General features: G+C 52.1%; 13 protein-coding genes. 10 read left to right on the top strand and 3 right to left on the bottom strand.

Features of this window, described 5'->3' with window-relative positions; genetic code table 11:
• Positions 1-68 precede the first annotated feature (68 nt).
• Positions 69-1,016 (top strand): hypothetical protein, encoded by a 948-nt coding sequence (locus KIS77_18255; protein ID MCW5924271.1) that lies wholly within the window; start codon positions 69-71, stop codon positions 1,014-1,016.
• Position 1,017: 1 nt separating this feature from the next.
• Here the strand turns inward: KIS77_18255 and KIS77_18250 are convergent, their stop codons facing one another.
• On the bottom strand, positions 1,018-1,713 hold the full coding sequence (locus KIS77_18250) for a PorT family protein (GenBank protein MCW5924270.1): 696 nt from the start codon (positions 1,711-1,713) through the stop codon (positions 1,018-1,020).
• Between the two features lie 56 nt (positions 1,714-1,769).
• Entirely contained in the window at positions 1,770-2,516 is a 747-nt protein-coding gene (gene ubiE, locus KIS77_18245; GenBank protein ID MCW5924269.1) for a bifunctional demethylmenaquinone methyltransferase/2-methoxy-6-polyprenyl-1,4-benzoquinol methylase UbiE, read from the bottom strand.
• A 394-nt stretch (positions 2,517-2,910) separates the two neighbouring features.
• Here ubiE and KIS77_18240 point away from each other — a divergent pair, with 394 nt between their 5' ends.
• Positions 2,911-4,437 (top strand): M28 family peptidase, encoded by a 1,527-nt coding sequence (locus KIS77_18240; protein ID MCW5924268.1) that lies wholly within the window; start codon positions 2,911-2,913, stop codon positions 4,435-4,437.
• Between the two features lie 77 nt (positions 4,438-4,514).
• Here the strand turns inward: KIS77_18240 and KIS77_18235 are convergent, their stop codons facing one another.
• A complete protein-coding gene (locus KIS77_18235; protein ID MCW5924267.1) occupies positions 4,515-5,510 on the bottom strand; it encodes an Omp28-related outer membrane protein in 996 nt (331 codons plus the stop codon).
• 196 nt (positions 5,511-5,706) lie between these two features.
• On the opposite strand from KIS77_18235, the gene KIS77_18230 reads away from it, so the two are divergent.
• The 8 genes from KIS77_18230 to KIS77_18195 all read left to right on the top strand — a co-directional run bounded on the left by KIS77_18230 (position 5,707) and on the right by KIS77_18195 (position 16,827).
• Positions 5,707-6,555 carry a TerC family protein gene (locus KIS77_18230; GenBank protein ID MCW5924266.1) on the top strand — a complete coding sequence of 283 codons (849 nt, stop codon included), beginning with the start codon at positions 5,707-5,709 and terminating at the stop codon, positions 6,553-6,555.
• A gap of 12 nt (positions 6,556-6,567) precedes the next feature.
• A complete protein-coding gene (locus tag KIS77_18225; protein MCW5924265.1) occupies positions 6,568-7,371 on the top strand; it encodes a 3'-5' exonuclease in 804 nt (267 codons plus the stop codon).
• 128 nt (positions 7,372-7,499) lie between these two features.
• A complete protein-coding gene (locus KIS77_18220) occupies positions 7,500-8,327 on the top strand; it encodes a hypothetical protein (GenBank protein MCW5924264.1) in 828 nt (275 codons plus the stop codon).
• 49 nt (positions 8,328-8,376) lie between these two features.
• A complete protein-coding gene (locus KIS77_18215; GenBank protein ID MCW5924263.1) occupies positions 8,377-9,138 on the top strand; it encodes a hypothetical protein in 762 nt (253 codons plus the stop codon).
• Positions 9,139-9,176: 38 nt separating this feature from the next.
• Positions 9,177-10,343 (top strand): c-type cytochrome, encoded by a 1,167-nt coding sequence (locus tag KIS77_18210; protein ID MCW5924262.1) that lies wholly within the window; start codon positions 9,177-9,179, stop codon positions 10,341-10,343.
• A 561-nt stretch (positions 10,344-10,904) separates the two neighbouring features.
• Positions 10,905-13,676 carry a zinc-dependent metalloprotease gene (locus KIS77_18205; protein ID MCW5924261.1) on the top strand — a complete coding sequence of 924 codons (2,772 nt, stop codon included), beginning with the start codon at positions 10,905-10,907 and terminating at the stop codon, positions 13,674-13,676.
• An 81-nt stretch (positions 13,677-13,757) separates the two neighbouring features.
• Positions 13,758-15,251: a T9SS type A sorting domain-containing protein gene (locus KIS77_18200; protein MCW5924260.1), complete on the top strand. Its 1,494-nt coding sequence runs from the start codon at positions 13,758-13,760 to the stop codon at positions 15,249-15,251.
• 139 nt (positions 15,252-15,390) lie between these two features.
• Positions 15,391-16,827 (top strand): T9SS type A sorting domain-containing protein, encoded by a 1,437-nt coding sequence (locus KIS77_18195; GenBank protein MCW5924259.1) that lies wholly within the window; start codon positions 15,391-15,393, stop codon positions 16,825-16,827.
• The last annotated feature ends 86 nt before the right edge of the window (positions 16,828-16,913 follow it).

Raw genomic sequence — 16,913 nt, 5'->3', positions numbered from 1 at the left:
TCTGCTTTTTTTTGGGTGGAACAGCAGCTGCGCAGGCTTCTATCAAGCTTGAAAACCCTTCTTTTGAAGTGAAAAAACGCCCCGCTTGGGTGCCTGATGGTTGGAGGGTGTGTGAGGTGGAGGGCGAGACACCGCCTGATTTGCAGCCCGGCTTGTTCGGTTGCAAGCTCGCGCCAGCCGACGGCAAAAGTTATCTGGGCATGGTCACCCGCGACAATTTCACCTTCGAAGCCGTGGCGCAACAATTGTCGTCCCCTTTGGATTCAGGAGTGTGCTACACCTTCTCTGTGCAATTAGCCAGCTCACCAGAGTATCTCTCATACACTCGTCTGACCGCAGAGCCAGCCAATTATAATGGGCCGACCATACTTCGATTGTGGGGTGGCTTCGACTATTGCGACGGGTTGGTGCTGCTGTGCGATTCACCTCCCATTGCCCATCGGGATTGGAAAAAGTATCGGTTTGTCATGCGGCATTTTCAAGCAAAACCGATTACGCACTTGGTATTTCAGGCCTACTACCCTCCCGGTATGAGATGCACACCCTCCCTCGGCAACTTGCTTTTGGACGATGTTTCGGATATCATGCAGACTGATTGCCCCAGTGATTTGAAGGATACTATGTCCAGAGAGCTGGTTCAAAGACTTCCCCCTTTGGAATCAGAGGCCGCGCTGGATGTCGTCTTGATTCGAGAGTTGGCATCGGTTCGGTATAGCGACAGAGTCGAAATCCAATTTGTGTTGACCTGCACGGAGAACCATTTGGGTTTTCCGGTACTTTTCAACCGACATTTGGCTGCTGTGGCGAATGCCATGCTTCAATTTCCTGAAAAGCAACTCGTCATCCATGTCAAAAACGCCAAGTTTAAAACGAGAAACCTGCGAGCCAAATACCTCGAAAATTACTTGCGCCAAGTAGGTCTTGGTGAAAGCCAAGTCCAAGTGTGGCCGGCACAAAAAGAAGAGCAAGAGGGCAAGTGGAAAGTGAGCACCCAATGGCTGAAGGCCACTTGGTGACCTACCCTTCAAAATGCAGCGACAGGGTGAATGCCCTGCTCAACACCCGGTCGAGCACATTGCTCTGCTCCAGCCTGTCATTGAAGATGAGGATGTTGTTCAGCCCTTGTGATATTTTCAACTCTGGGGAAAAGATGAAATAGGGGAAGAAAAACTGGATGCCCGCGCCGTATTCCACCTGAAAATCGGAGGGGGCTATCTTTACGATGCCCGCTGCTTGGCGGGTGCGCGAGTCGCTGGCCACGTCGAAGGAGTATTTCACCCCCGCAATGACGAACAGGCGAAAATCATGGTAGGGTGCCGATTTGTAGCGCACATGAAAAGGCATTTCCACCAACACGGATTCGATGGGCCGCTGGAACACCCGGTCGCCGTTGCCCGGCACGGTGTAGCGAATGGTGCGCTCGATAAATGAGAGCGTCGGCAAAAAACGAATGTCGAAATAGTCGCCCAAGCGAAGGTTCGACACGATGCCGAGGTTGAAGCCTGGCCCCGTCACCGATTCGGCGCGGGCGAACGAGTCGTTGAGAATAAAGTTTTTGGATTGGTAAATTCTGAAATCACTCTGGTTGTAGCCCAGCGTGATGCCGAAGTAGTAGTTTTTCCCTTGAAAGTCTTGATAGTTGATGTTGCTGCCCTGTCTGAATTGGGCATTCAATTGCGGCAATTGGCAGCACGCCAAAAGGCACAGGAGCATGAAGCGTTGTGGCAGCGTTGAGCGCACTGCGGCGGCGGCGGCCAAAGGCCGACGGCTCATTTTGTTGCGGAGTAAATAGAGCATATTCCAAGCGTTAAGCGTTTGCATACCGGATGCTGATAACCGAGTTGGGTTAAGATGTTTAAAAAATCGGTGCCTTCGGGAAAAGCCTGCACGCTCTCATAAAGATAGCTGTAAGCCCTCACGTCGCGGCTCGTTAAACGCCCCACAAGGGGCAAAACGTATTTGAAGTAACTATTGTAAAGTTGCTTGAAAGGGAAAACATGGGGTTTTGAAAACTCCAGAATGACTACTCGGCCTCCCGGCCTCAACACGCGAAACATCTCCGAAAGCCCTTTTTCCAGATTTTCAAAATTGCGCACACCGAACGCCACCGTCACCGCGTCGAAAGAGGCATCGGGGAAGCGCAGCTGCTCGCTGTCGCCCGTTTCGAGGGTTATGGTCTGCTCCAATCCCTCTTTCTTGATTTTTTCCCTGCCAAAGTCGAGCATCATGTTGGCGATGTCAATGCCCACTATTTTTTGAGGTTTCAGCATTTTGGCAGCCATGATGGCCACGTCTGCCGTGCCCGTTGCCACGTCCAAAATCTCTTGGGGCCTCGCCGAGCTGAGATATCCGAGGGCTTTTTTGCGCCAACTCACATCAATGCCGAGCGAAAGCACGCGATTGAGCAGGTCGTACTTGGGGGCTATTTTGTCAAACATCCGCTCGACCTCGGCCTTTTTGCCCGCATCGGAGCGGTATGGGGTGACGGGTGCAGGCGTTGTTTCGTCGTTCGTCATGGCGAATATCGTTGAGGGCTGTTAAGGGGGCGTTGGCTCATCGAGGCTGGTTTTTCCTCGTTGCAAATTCAACGCGACTACAGGAGCGGTTTTTTTAATGGCGCAAAAGTAGAATTTAGGGTTGGATAGAATGCTGTATATCCGGTTAACGTTTGAAAAACAAATTATACACCCCAAAACAAACCCGAATCAGGATATTTGCGCCTCAATTAAACAGCGTGTTTTTGCCGGAAATAACCGGAAAAACCTTCAAATTGATTTTTTGGACATGAAACTCAGACTGCTTTTATTGCTGCTCTTGCCCGCTTTCACGCTCTCGGCACAGGCGGACTCAATGGTGATTCAGCCCACCCCAATCAAGAAAAAAGTCGTTCCCTACCCGCATTCCGACCCCATGCCTTTTGCCTCGCTCATCACAGCCGAGCGAGTGCGCCCTCTGGTGGAAACCCTCGCCGGCGCCGAAATGCAGGGTCGCGAGACGGGCGAGGAAGGCCAGCGCAGAGCGGCAGACTTTATCGCCGCGCAATTCAAGGCACTTGGGTTGCCTCCGGTGGCCGACCGCAACACCTATTTCCAGCAAATTTCGCTCATCAACGAAAACTGGAAAGACATCGGCCTCAAAGTGGGCGAAAAGGAGTTCAAAAACCGCACGGATTTCTATGTCTTCCCTTCCTTCAATCCCAGCACGCCCAAGTTGGAACTGAAAGAAGTGGTGTTCGTTGGCTACGGCATCGAAGACCCTAAGCACAATGACTACGGCAACGTGGATGTGAAAGGCAAAGCCGTCATTTTTTACGATGGCGAGCCTATGAGCAGCGACGGCAAATCGCTCATTACGGGCACGCAGTTCCGTTCCGCTTGGTCGCTCGATTGGAAGCGCAAAGTGCAATTGGCGAAGCAAAAAGGCGCGATTATGGCGCTCATTGTGGATACCCAATTCGGCGAGAGCCTTAAAGCCAACCGCCGTCTCATCTCCACTTGGGGATGGAAGCCCACCTCCACTTCCAACGAGCGCGAAGCCAACGAATTTATCAACAACATTTTCATCACGCCTTCGGTGGCTGCCGACATTTTGGGCAAAAAGGCCGACAAAGCCGACGAGGCTATCGCCGCGCTCAAAGGCGGAAAGGATTTCAAGCCCGTGAAGGTGAAAACCAAAATAGAGGCTCGTTTTGAAAAAGAAATCAAAAAACTGAACGGCTCCAACGTGGTTGGTTTCATCGAAGGCACCGACTCCGTGCTGAAGAAACAATACGTCGTCGTCACGGCGCACTACGACCATTTGGGCATGCCCGATAGCTCGGTCATCTATTATGGAGCGGACGACAATGCCTCCGGCACGGCGGGTGTCATCGAAATCGCAAGGGCTTTTGCGGAGGCCAAAAAGGCAGGCGTCGGCCCCAAGCGCAGCGTGATATGTATGTTGGTGAGTGGCGAGGAGAAGGGGCTGCTCGGCTCCAAATTCTATGTGGAATTCCCGTTGTTTCCGCTCAAACAAACGGTAGCCAACGTCAATATTGACATGATTGGCCGCGTGGACAAGGCCCATGAGGGCAACCCCGACTATGTGTATGTCATCGGTTCCGATAGACTCAGCACGACGCTCCACCAGTTGAGCGAGGAGATGAACGAGCGGTTCATCAAACTTGAGCTCGACTACAAGTACAACGACCCCAACGACCCCAATCGCTACTACGAGCGCAGCGACCACTACAACTTCGCAGAGCGCGGCATACCCGCTATTTTTTATTTCAACGGGACGCACGCCGACTATCACAAACCCACCGATACAGCTGACAAAATAAACTACGAGGCGCTCGCCAAACGCGCCCAACTCGCTTTCTGCACGGCTTGGGATATTGCCAATCGCCCCACGGCGCCTTATGTGGACAAGCCGCTCCCCGAGAGAAAAAGGGATTGAGCAGACAGGATTCGAGAAAAAAAAACATCCCCATTCTCAGGAAACCCGAGAATGGGGATGTTTTTTTTTGAGCGGTATCAGTTTTTGACCATCTTGGCCACATACACGCCTTTTTCCCCTCTTATTTTTACAAAATAAACACCAGCCGGAAGTGTGGCGGTGGGGATGCGGATGGTGCCTGCCTCTGCGTGTTCAAAGGTTGCGGAAGCCTGCCGGCCATTGACGGCGAACACCTCGACTTGTTGGGCGGTGTCGTCGCCGATGCGGGCAAAAGCGACCTCGCTGGCCGGATTGGGCTGAATCTGGATGGATTGAGGGGCAGGCTCTTGGGTGCCGGTCACCAAAGGGTCGAAGCGTGTGCCGCTGTTGAGCACTTCCTTGGTGGCGGTGTTTTGCACCCAAGCGATGGTGTAGATTTCGTTGGCATTCCAGCTGCCGGAGATGTTGAAGCTGAAGCTGGCGGATACCGATTGGCCCATGGCCGCAGGCGTGAAATCAGCGCCATTGATGTCGGTTGCCATTTTGCGGAACACGTCGTAGTGGACGGTCTCGCCGTTGCCGCCAGCGAAATTCACCACCTTTTCCACGATGGCTACATAGAGTTTGTAGGTGCCAGTGGGGATGTCGCCAAGCGAATGAGCATTCACGGTGACCGTTCTGGCGTTGCCCGAGCCGGACTCGCTTACTTGGAGCCAAAGCGGGCTGGTTTGCCCCAGAAAATTTTGAAGCGTGGCGTTCGAGAGCAGGGGGTTGCTGCTGGGCTGCAAAGCGCCATTCATCGCTATGCTGGGGGTGCCGAAAACACTATAATAGGAGGCGCGGGCGCTGTTTTCAGCAGGATTGGCCTGATACAGGCCGCAGGTGTTGTAAGGGTAAGGCGGGTGGATGGAGATGTGGTGAATATCGTTGGGATATTGATTGATGAGGTTGTAGAAGGCTGGGTTTCTGTTGGCACAATTCGGGCATTTGGTGTTCGTGAAATGCTCGATGAAGACGTACTTCTTGGTGGAAGTCTGAGCGTGAGCGGCCCAAGCGGCCAGCAGCAGGAACAAAAGCAGGTTGTGTTTTTTCATATCGGAATGTTCATTTTTTGGCAAAACTATGCGTTGTGGCAGACAGCGCCTTAAAATTGACCCTGAATGTCGCCAAATGTCGCCCAGCAAACATGATGCGGGTTTCGCGGCAACACCGTAATCTTGCAGCGTTTTTGGTAATACTTCCAACTGTCGAACTCGCCAACTTTCAAACCTTCAAACCTTCGAACTTGCTATGTTCTTGCTTGCAATGCCCGATTTCACATCGGGCGAAGTGTGGGTAGGCCTACTCACGCTCACCTTCCTCGAAATCGTCTTGGGAGTGGACAACATCATTTTCTTGTCCATCATCTCCAACAAGTTGCCCGCCTCTGAGCAGCCCAAAGCCCGCAACATCGGCCTCGTCTTGGCCATGGTGCTGCGCATCGTCCTGCTTTTTGGCATCACTTGGGTCATGTCTTTGAACAAAGTGCTCGTGCCGCTCGATTTTCTCTCGCATTGGGACGAATCGCATCCCGGTGAGCACGCGGGCCTCACTGGCCAAGGGCTGATATTGCTGGTCGGCGGGCTGTTTTTGCTTTGGAAAGCCACCACAGAGATACACCACAAACTCGAATCGCCCCAAAAGGCCGACGACCCTGCCGTGAAAAAAGGCCCAAGCGCCCTCAATCAGGTCATCCTGCAAATTGCGCTCATCAATCTCGTCTTTTCGTTCGATTCCATCCTGACAGCGGTAGGCTTGTCCAAAGACTTGGTGGTGATGATTATCGCAGTGGTGGCATCGGTGGTAGTCATGATGATGTTTGCGGGGCCGGTGAGCAAGTTTGTCAACGACCACCCCACCATTCAGATGCTCGGCCTGTCGTTTCTCATACTCATCGGGTTTTCGCTCGTGGCTGAGGCAGCCCACAGCGGCCATTTGCTTGAGGCAGAGATACCCAAGGGCTATCTCTACTTTGCCATCTTTTTCTCTCTTTTTGTGGAAATACTCAATATCCGCTTGCGAAAAACCCAGCAGCCCGTGCAATTGCATGGCCCAGTGGAAACCGCTAAACGAGAGGGGCTTCTAAACGACAAAAAATAATTTATGGACCATATCCAAATCAACCTCACCCGCGACCTTGTTTTCTTCGATGTGGAGACCACCGGCCTCAACGTCGTGCGCGACCGCATCCTGCAAATCGCGTTGGTGAAGTTGCACAAAAACGGCCAGCCGCTCTCCGAACTGAGCATGCTCATCAACCCCGGCATCCCTATTTCCGAAGAAGCCATGGCCGTGCACGGCATCACGCCCAAGGACTTGGCCAACAAGCCCGTCTTTGCCCAAGTGGCCCAAAAAATTTGGGATTTCATCGGCGATGCCGACTTGGCGGGCTACAACTCCAACCGCTTCGACGTGCCGATGCTCATGGAAGAGTTCGCCCGCGTCGGGATGGAATTTGATGTGTCGAAGCGGCGTTTGATTGACGTTCAGCGTATCTTCTACAAAATGGAGCCGCGCACATTGAAAGCCGCCTACCGGTTTTATTGCAGCAAGGAGTTGGAAGATGCCCACGATGCGCTGGCCGACGTGCGCGCCACCATCGATGTCTTCAAAGGCCAAATCAGCGCCTACGAGGGCAAAGACCTGCTCGACGAGGAGGGCAACCTGGTGCCAGCCCCTATCAAAAACGACATTCAGGCGCTGCACGACTTCACCAACGATTTAAACTTTCTCGATGCCACCCAGAAACTCAAGGTTCAGCCCGACGGCACGGTGGTTTTCAATTTTGGAAAATACGTCGGCCAACCAGTGAAAGAGGTTTTGAAAAAAGAGAAAAACTACGCTCACTGGATTTTGGAAAAAGAGTTCTCCTCACAGGTGAAGCAAATTATCAAAAAGATGATGAAGGAAATATGAGGCTAAGAAACCTGCGTAGGTGTGGCATGAACGCTCATGGGAGTTTTACTTTTTATCGTTGTTTTCAAAGCCTTCATGCCACACCTATACTGCACACGCTGCCTTAAATAATCTCTGAGTTGAAACCTATGTCTCGCATCTCATTCGCCGTCATTCTCGTCGCTGTCTTGTTGCTCCCCGCGTGCTTTGAGCCTAAAGAAGGTTGCCTCGACATTGAGGCCACCAACTTCGACGCGGCAGCCGACCGCAACTGCTGCTGCCAGTACCCGCGCCTTCGCCTCGAGACCGTGCAGCGATTCGACACCCTCCAATACCTGCCCGACTCACTTTATCAGAACGACGCGGGGCAAATTTTTCGCATCAAAAGCGTGGTCTTCTACCTGTCGGAGTTTGAATTGTTCCAAGACAACGGGCTTTTCGCCGTGAGCGACACGGTGCAGCTTTTCACCTACGCCCCGACGGGCGGCGACACGCTCAAAGAAACATTCATCAAGGACTTCCTGCTGGTGCGCCGCACCCCGGTGGACAACCCAGTGGGCGAGTTTCAGCCAACGGGCGTTTTTGAGCGCGTAAAAGTTCGCTTGGGGCTTTCGCCCGACGCGCAGCGCGTCGTCCCGCAGTTGGCTCCCGCCGGAAGCCCGCTTCGAATTCAAGGGGATAGCCTGTGGTACGGGCCCTCGGTGGGTTATGTGTTCCTCCAAGCCGTCGTCGCCAGAGACTCCATGCTTGCCACCAAGCCTGACACGCTTGCTTTCACACAGGCAGATTTGGGCAATTTTTTCATTGAAAACACCGGCAATTTCGTGCATGAGTCGGGCGGTTTCGACTTCCGGCTCAAACTCGGCGTTGACTACAAAAAAATGTTCGCCGGCATAAATTGGACAAGCGGCGACATTCCATCATGGAAAAGTCAAATTGTCGCCAACTTGCCGAATGTGTTTAGCGTTTCTCAATGATAATTCAGAGATTTGCACACATTCCTCCCGCTCAAGCACAACACTGACTATGAAAAATCACATCGTAGCCCTGCTCGCTTTGTTGGCCTTTACTTTTATGGTCGCTTGCGAGGACAGCAAAGGCCCGTCCGTTCAGCCCAACAATTTCACCCTCACTTTCCGAGCCACTTACGATGGCCAACCCTTGGAAAAATACAAGAACTATCCCTACGGCGATAAGGTGGTCACGTTCGACCGATTCAACACTTATCTGTCTGACATCACACTGTTGAGCGGTGCCGTGGAAACAAAACTCTCCGATATCGAGTGGGTGGATTTCACGCCAGACGATGCCACCAACAACGATGCCGTGGAGGTTTCTTTCAAATACACGGTGCCGGATGGCGACTACACGGGCATCAAAATCGGCTACGGGGTCAAGGCCAATTTGAACGCAAAAAGACCCTCCGATTTCCCGCCCAGCCACCCCCTCTACATCGAGTCGGAATACTGGCTTGGATGGAAGAGCTACATCTTCACAAAAGTGCAAGGCCGCGTGGACTTGGATGCCAACGACACTACCGAGACGGTGATTTTTTATCACTGTGGCTCCGACCCCGTTTACAACATGGCCACCATGAGCGCCCCCATTGACGTGAGGGGCACCAGCTCGCTCGTCGTAGAGTTTGATTTGAAAAAACTGTTCACCTTCGATGGTGCGCTGCTCGACCTCGAAGTGCCAAGCAATCGGACTACCTCGCACGATGCGTCCAACATCGCCTTGGCCCAAAAACTGATGATGAATTTCAAAAACGCGACTTCAATGAAATGACAACAGCCTCCCGAGGCCAACAGAAAAAACCTATTCGGATGAGACAAATCACATACAACAAAGGAGTGAGACCATTGGCAGTGGTGGCAGTAGCCATCGCTGTATGCCTGTTGCCGCAATGCAAAAAAGACCCGCCGCCGGGGCCAGCCTCCGAGTGCGACCTCACCAACATACCTTATAGCCCCACTCCCTACACCATCAAAAAGCCGGAACATTTCCCGCAAGTGCCCGTCCCATCCGACAACCCAATGACGCTGGAAGGCGTGCAGCTGGGGCGGCGACTTTTTTACGACCCCATTCTTTCGGGCGATAGCACCATGTCATGCGCAACGTGCCATTTCCCGCAAGGAAGCTTCACGGACAATCAGGCCGTTTCTTTGGGCATAGACGGCACACCCGGCAAGCGCAGCGCCATGAGCCTGCTCAACATCGCGTATGTCAGCACCGCCCTTTTCTGGGATGGACGGGTGAAAACGCTGGAAGAGCAGGCGTTGCTCCCGGTGGAAGACCCCATCGAGATGCACGCCACTTGGCCCGATGTCATCGAACGGCTGAAAGGCCATTCCGAATATCCCGAGCTGTTCCGCAAGGCTTTTGGCATCACTGGCTGCGAAAAAATCACGAAAGAGTTGGCCGCAAAAGCCATTGCCCAATTCGAGCGCATCCTGATAAGTAGCGGCGACTCGAAGTTCGACCGATTTGTGAAAGGCGAGCTCGACTTGGAAGACAACGAGCTGCGCGGCAAACTGATGTTTTTTGACGAAGGTCAGTTCATCGGCCTCCCCGATGCCCAATGTTTTCACTGTCACGGAGGCATCACCCTGACGGGCGGGCAGTTTTTCAACAACGGTCTTGACAGCGTGGGCGACCTCAATGATTTTGTGGACAAAGGACGCGGCGCGGTGACGGGGAACAAACTCGACAATGGAAAATTCCGCACGCCCACGCTGCGCAACATCGCCCTCACCGCCCCCTATATGCACGACGGTCGTTTCAAGACACTGGAAGAGGTGCTGGCGCAGTACAACGACAACGGCTTCGGCGTCATCAATGAAGACCCGTTTGTTCGCACCATCGGTTTCCCTGTCGGCGGTCACTACACTGGTCTCACGCCGCAACAGACCGCCGATGTCATCGCGTTCCTACATACCCTGACCGACACTACTTTCATCAACAACCCCGAAGTGCAGAACCCGTTTCATTGAAGAGTGGGAGCAGGGCAGGGCAAACGCATCAAAATACAACCGACCTCGGAGAGGTCAAATGTTGGTAGAAATGGTGTGTTTTTGTGATAATTACCATGACCTCGGAGAGGTCAAATGTCCATCGTAGAAAACATTCTACTACCAACATTTTACCTCTCCGAGGTTTGTGCCATTCTGATGCGTTCGCCCAGAGGAGGGTATTGGTGGAATTGTCGTTGGCGAAGACGTGCAACGACAGAGAAAAAATTGTATTTTTGCATACAAAGTCTCTCGCATTCACTTTTTCCTAAGCAGGGCGTTCACGTCCCACTATCCTAATTTCTAAATTTTGGCAGAACCATGAGAAAAACAATCCTTTTTCTAAAAGCAATGAGTGTCACGATTCTGTTTTTAGCGTCTGCAGAATCCACCATGTCTCAGTGTTATCTTCAAGAAGATGTTGTTCGGCCTTATGAGGAACATCATGGGGTATTTCATCTCAAGGTTTATATCCATTTTGTGACTTCTCCACAGAATCAATGGATAAATCAGAATGCCGCCGATTCGAGCGCTCAAATCAGCATGAGTCTATTAAACGATGCGTTCAATAAGCATGGGATTTTTTTTGTGGGAGGGTATGATGCCTGCGGTTCTGAAAACGCACATCTGATTGAAACCCAGATAATGGGACTCTACACTATTCGGGATTTAGTATCCGGTGCCGCTAATTCAGACGGCATTGATATCTACATATTTGGCAATACCGGATTTATTTCGGGATGGGCATACGCTATCCCAAATACCTTCTTTGAAATACGGGGCAGTGAAGGAGGTATCCCTGCTAACGAAACTACTGCATTTGTGCATGAAATGGGGCATTTGCTTGGGCTTCTACACACTTTTGAGTCCAATTGCAATGAGTCCTTGCCATGTCCCGGTGGCCAGGCACCGTGTCACTGTACTGGCGATTTCATTTGTGACACACCTGTAACAACTGACAGTTTGATGTGTGGTGTGGATACAATGGCCATGAATTACATGAGCTATGCAGACAGTTGGTCTTGCCGAAACTCTTTTTCAACTGAACAAGTCAAGAGGATGAGAGCATACTTAGCAACTTCCTCAACTCTGGCAAATGTTGTGTTGGAGCCTGTAACCTACCCCAACGTCAATCCCTCAAGCCCTTCGGGCAACATCATAGTTGAGTCCGGCGAATTGGTCATCAGCGCGACCCTTGAAATGCTGCCCGGGGCTACCATCAGGGTCAAACCCGGCGCCACCTTGAGGGTTCAGTCCACTATTACAGGGGCTTGCGGAAAAATGTGGCAGGGCATCATTGTGGAAGGAGACGCCTTCGACCCCATTCAATCCCCGAACAAACAAGGGCGGGTCATCGTCGAAGGTAGCGGAAAAATAGAACACGCCCGCTGCGCCATTGATGTGCAAGACCCCGACGCGCCCGGCGGAGGCACGGGAGGCGGCATCGTGAAAACGTTGACGAGCGCCCGGCTCGAAAACAACCTCATTGGCATTCGCTTCGGCCAATACACCTATCAAAACAGCAGCAGCCTTGTCGCCCCCATTTTTTCCGTGACCAACGATTACCGGGGAGGCTCGGAGCGCCCCACTTTCCTGCAACTCAACGCAATAAAGGGGCTGAGCATACGCTCCGGACGTTTTTGGGACTTGCGCGCCCAATGTCCCGCACCTTCGTTGAGAGCCATCGGGATAGATGCTCGGAACGCCGGGTTCCGCGTGTCCCTGTCCAGTCATTTTGAAAATCTTTACATCGGCATACGCGCCGACAAATTGACGGAGACCAACGGGTCGCTCTCCGTGTCCGGCAGCAACTTCACCGGGTGTTACAAGGATATAGAGCTGCTCTCGTCCGGCAGCTTTTCCGTTTTTGGCAACAACTTCGAGGTCAAAAAGCCCGATGCCTGCCCCTCGCTCCCCATAGAAGTGATAGGGGTGCAGATAAGAGGGGAGACCACCGGCTTCCTGTTTTCGGGCAACGATTTTTACTTTGATGGCGAGGGCTTCCCGACCGAGACACTGGTCGGGACCGACTGCGTGAACCTCAAAGACGGCTTGGGCAACACCATCCTCGACAACAAATACTTCAAAATGACCATCGGCAACCGCGCTTCAGGCAACAACGGCTACGACAGCGACGGCCTGCTTTACCTTTGCAACACCAATAAAAACCACGATGGCTTGGCCGATTTTCGCATTATCGGCAGCATCAGGAGAGTGCAGGGGGACATGGCCCCATCCACTCAACTTATACGCCCCACCGGCAACACGTTCACCGCCGACTACACCGCGCACTGCACCATCGAAAATCTGGGGCCGGAAATAGCGTACTACTTCTATAACGGTGACACGATACAAGACCCCGGCATCCCGGATGGCTCGGGGTTTCCTTGCGTGTTAGGGTTTGAGAGGGAGCCAGTGGGTCAGCCCAACGAGAGCTGCGCCGACCCGGAGCCGCCGTGTTTTCCTTGCCCGGGCACGGAAGTGAGCGAATGGGCAACAAATTTCCACCAAAACCGCCAGCAATGGCTGACCAAAACGGCCGCTTTCCCCTTACTCACCGACTCCGCGCAACGTGCGGCGGCGGTCGACTCCATCAGGCAACTGCGCCTCGCCATGAACCAAGATGGCAGCCGGGTGCTGATGCAATACAGCCTCGACACCCTCAACATCGAAATAGACTCCATCACCCATTGGCTCGGCCTGTTACAAACCCATCAAACCGATGTACGCTTGGCCCGCCATCATTTCTTCACGGGCGATTATGCGGCCTTCGACACGTTGTGGGGGCAGATACCCGTCAAACACGAATTGAGCGGAGATGCTGAAGATGAGTTCGAGCGTTTAGGCGAAGTATATGACACGCTCCGCGCCCACCTTTCCGTGGGCACACAATTGGACAAGCTGCCACATCCGACCCTCGAAACACTAAAAACATGGACAAATAATTGCGACGAGGCGGGCTTTTTGTCGGAAGCAATACTGTGGAGGAATGGCATAGAGTATGGACCGGATTGTTCGGAAGAGGAAGAGCGACCCAGTATTTCAACTTCTGTACCATTGGGTGAGAAAAATGAGTTAACAATATATCCCAACCCGGCCACTAACGTGCTTCATGTAGAATACCCCATGCTTGCGAAGCAGGGAAGATTGCGCATCTTCAACCTTCAGGGGCAGACGGTCAGCGATATTCCGCTGTATGAAAAGTCTTTGCGAATTTCTGTTCAAGTCAGCCATTTTACGCCGGGCATCTACCTTATCGAACTTCATCACGGGCAAGGTCTGCCATTTCGTAAAAAAGTGGTCGTTTCTCAATAGTAAAGTCAACTACTTACCAGGGTGTTGAGCTTCGGCTCAATACCCTTTTCACTTTTTGCTGCCATGAAAATGCTGCTTGTCATGCTCTTAATTGCCGCCTGGCTTCATCCGGTATGCGGACAGAACTCCTTTAACCTAGCTATACCGTTGCAGTATCCTCAGGGAGACATCAGGCACCTGACATTAGATAATGACACCATCGCCGGGATCAGTATCGGGTTCAACAATAATGTCGAATGGAAACAAGGAGTGGTGTTGTCAAAGTTCGACTCATCTGGAAATGTTCTCGCTTCCAATATAGTGCTGGATTCATTGGGCGATGCGCTGGCTGTTGGTAAAGCTTGGGGAGGAATCGTCAAGACCTCCGACGGCGGCTATGCCGCTATCGCAGCGACAGTAGGCAGGAAAAGCGCCTTTTTAATAAAGTTGAACAACAACCTGCAGGTCGAGTTCATCAAGGAATACCCCGACACGGTGAACCTGAGCAACTACGCTTACACGCTAATTGAAGTATCTGGCGGTTATCTTCTATATGGTGCCATCCAGCGGCCAGACTACTATGACGACGGGTTTATCCGATATGTGGACAAGCAGGGTGAAACGATTTGGTTCAAGTACCTATCATATAGTGTTTACAACAACTCAATATTGGATATTAAGCAAGTCAATGACTCTATTTACGTTGCTGGAATCGGGACGGGAGCCAGTATAAACCCGCACACAGGTTTTACATCCTTGTTATATTTTGACCTCGAAGGAAATGAACTCAATTATTGGGCATCGGATATTGAGCCAGAAATTGGCTATGTGCGCAAAATCATTCCGACAAATGACGGAGGGATAATTTTGTTTGGCCTTCATAAGGCTGACTTTGTTAGCGGAACCGCATTGTTCCAGCCAACCCTATCAAAATTAGATTCCAACTTTCAAATCGAGTGGGTCAGCCATTTCGGCCCCATTCGGTCGCTGGTATCTTACATCACGCTGTGGGATTTTGCCCCCACGGCCGATGGCCACTACATCGGCGCGGGCGAGACGCTGGTGAAAGACGGCGACGACCCCACCCGTCGCGTGGGCTGGCTGTACAAGTTCTCTGCCGGTGGCGACAGCCTCTGGGAGCGCAAGGTGAACGCGCCCTTCCTGCCGCTCTACTACACCAACAGCGGCTTTTTCGGCGGCGTGGGCGTGCTATCGAGCGGGAGCATCGTGGCGGGCGGCACCACCAACGAGGGCAACACCGACTACTGCTGGCTGGTGAAGGTGACCAACGACGGGTGCTTGGACACGCTGTGGTGCCAGACGGTGGTCGCCGCGCCGGAGGTGCCGGGCGATATGATGGAGGTAAGGGTTTACCCCAACCCGACAAAAGACATCTTAAACATCGGCTATCCTGTCTCTGGGACGCCAAGGCTGTTGCAGGTATTTGACTTTCATGGACGCTTGGTGCTGGCCATAGACCTCCCTGCACAATCCAGTCAAATGAGCATCTCCACCAGCCAGCTTTCGGAAGGCCTTTACTTCGTGAAACTCTGCGGCGAAAACACGGGGAGCGTCAAATTCATTGTCTCTCGCTAAAGAATTCTCTCATTATTGGGTGTCAGGACGGCCTGAAACCCAATCAATCATTTGCTTCGATATGTTAGGAACTCGGTTTTTGTCCGCTTTTATACTTTTGGTGCTTGCACATAAGGCACTCTGCCAAACAGGGTTCAACGTGGCAATTGATGTTGGGATGCCCACCAATCAATTCAGGGATATGCTCGTAGCTGATGACACCATTATCGGCTATGGTTTGGCATACGAACTGGTCAACAATAGCTGGCAACAAGGTTTGTTGCTCGCAAAATTGGATTCTTCCGGCAAGGTGTGGAAAACTAAATTGATACTTGATTCTTCAGGAGACCATCTGGGTATTGACAAGCACTGGGGCAAAATCGTCAAGACTTCCGACGGGGGCTACGCGATGACAGCCGCACCATTTTACAGCAACAGCGCCGTGCTGATAAAAACAGACAGCGACTTCGAGGTCGAGTTCATCAAGGAATACCCCGACACGGTGAACCTGAGCAACTACGCTTACACGCTAATTGAAGTATCTGGCGGTTATCTTCTATATGGTGCCATCCAGCGGCCTGACTACTACAACGACGGGTTTATCCGATATGTGGACAAGCAGGGTGAAACGATTTGGTTCAAGTACCTATCATATAGTGTTTACAACAACTCAATATTGGATATTAAGCAAGTCAATGACTCTATTTACGTTGCTGGAATCGGGACGGGAGCCAGTATAAACCCGCACACAGGTTTTACATCCTTGTTATATTTTGACCTCGAAGGAAATGAACTCAATTATTGGGCATCGGATATTGAGCCAGAAATTGGCTATGTGCGCAAAATCATTCCGACAAATGACGGAGGGATAATTTTGTTTGGCCTTCATAAGGCTGACTTTGTTAGCGGAACCGCATTGTTCCAGCCAACCCTATCAAAATTAGATTCCAACTTTCAAATCGAGTGGGTCAGCCATTTCGGCCCCATTCGGTCGCTGGTATCTTACATCACGCTGTGGGATTTTGCCCCCACGGCCGATGGCCACTACATCGGCGCGGGCGAGACGCTGGTGAAAGACGGCGACGACCCCACCCGTCGCGTGGGCTGGCTGTACAAGTTCTCTGCCGGTGGCGACAGCCTCTGGGAGCGCAAGGTGAACGCGCCCTTCCTGCCGCTCTACTACACCAACAGCGGCTTTTTCGGCGGCGTGGGCGTGCTATCGAGCGGGAGCATCGTGGCGGGCGGCACCACCAACGAGGGCAACACGAAGTATTGCTGGCTGGTGAAGGTGACCAACGACGGGTGCTTGGACACGCTGTGGTGCCAGACGGTGACGCTTCTTCCACCCCTAATTGATGCGCCGATAAAATTATCTGTCTGGCCTAACCCAGCAACTGATTTCATCTTTATAGATGCCAATGCTCCTTTTGAAGGGGAGTTTATTCTTTATGATTTAGAAAGCAAAATCATTCATAGGCAGTCCTTTGTCAATCAACTCTCTGTGAGTGTTTTCAATATTCCTAGCGGTATCTATTATGGGATAATACAAAATAGCGCAGGTTACTTTGAGCGCAAAAAGATTGTTGTCCTGCATTAAATTATCCCTCCCACCACCAGCGATTCTCGCTTTGTCGGGTTCTGAGGTGTCGTCCCGGAAGCATGGAGGGGCGACATCTCAAAAAC

The organism is Saprospiraceae bacterium (assembly GCA_026129545.1).
Classification (GTDB): domain Bacteria; phylum Bacteroidota; class Bacteroidia; order Chitinophagales; family Saprospiraceae; genus M3007.
The sequence above is the reverse complement of the archived record's forward strand: the minus strand, read 5'-3'. Positions and strand labels throughout refer to the sequence as shown.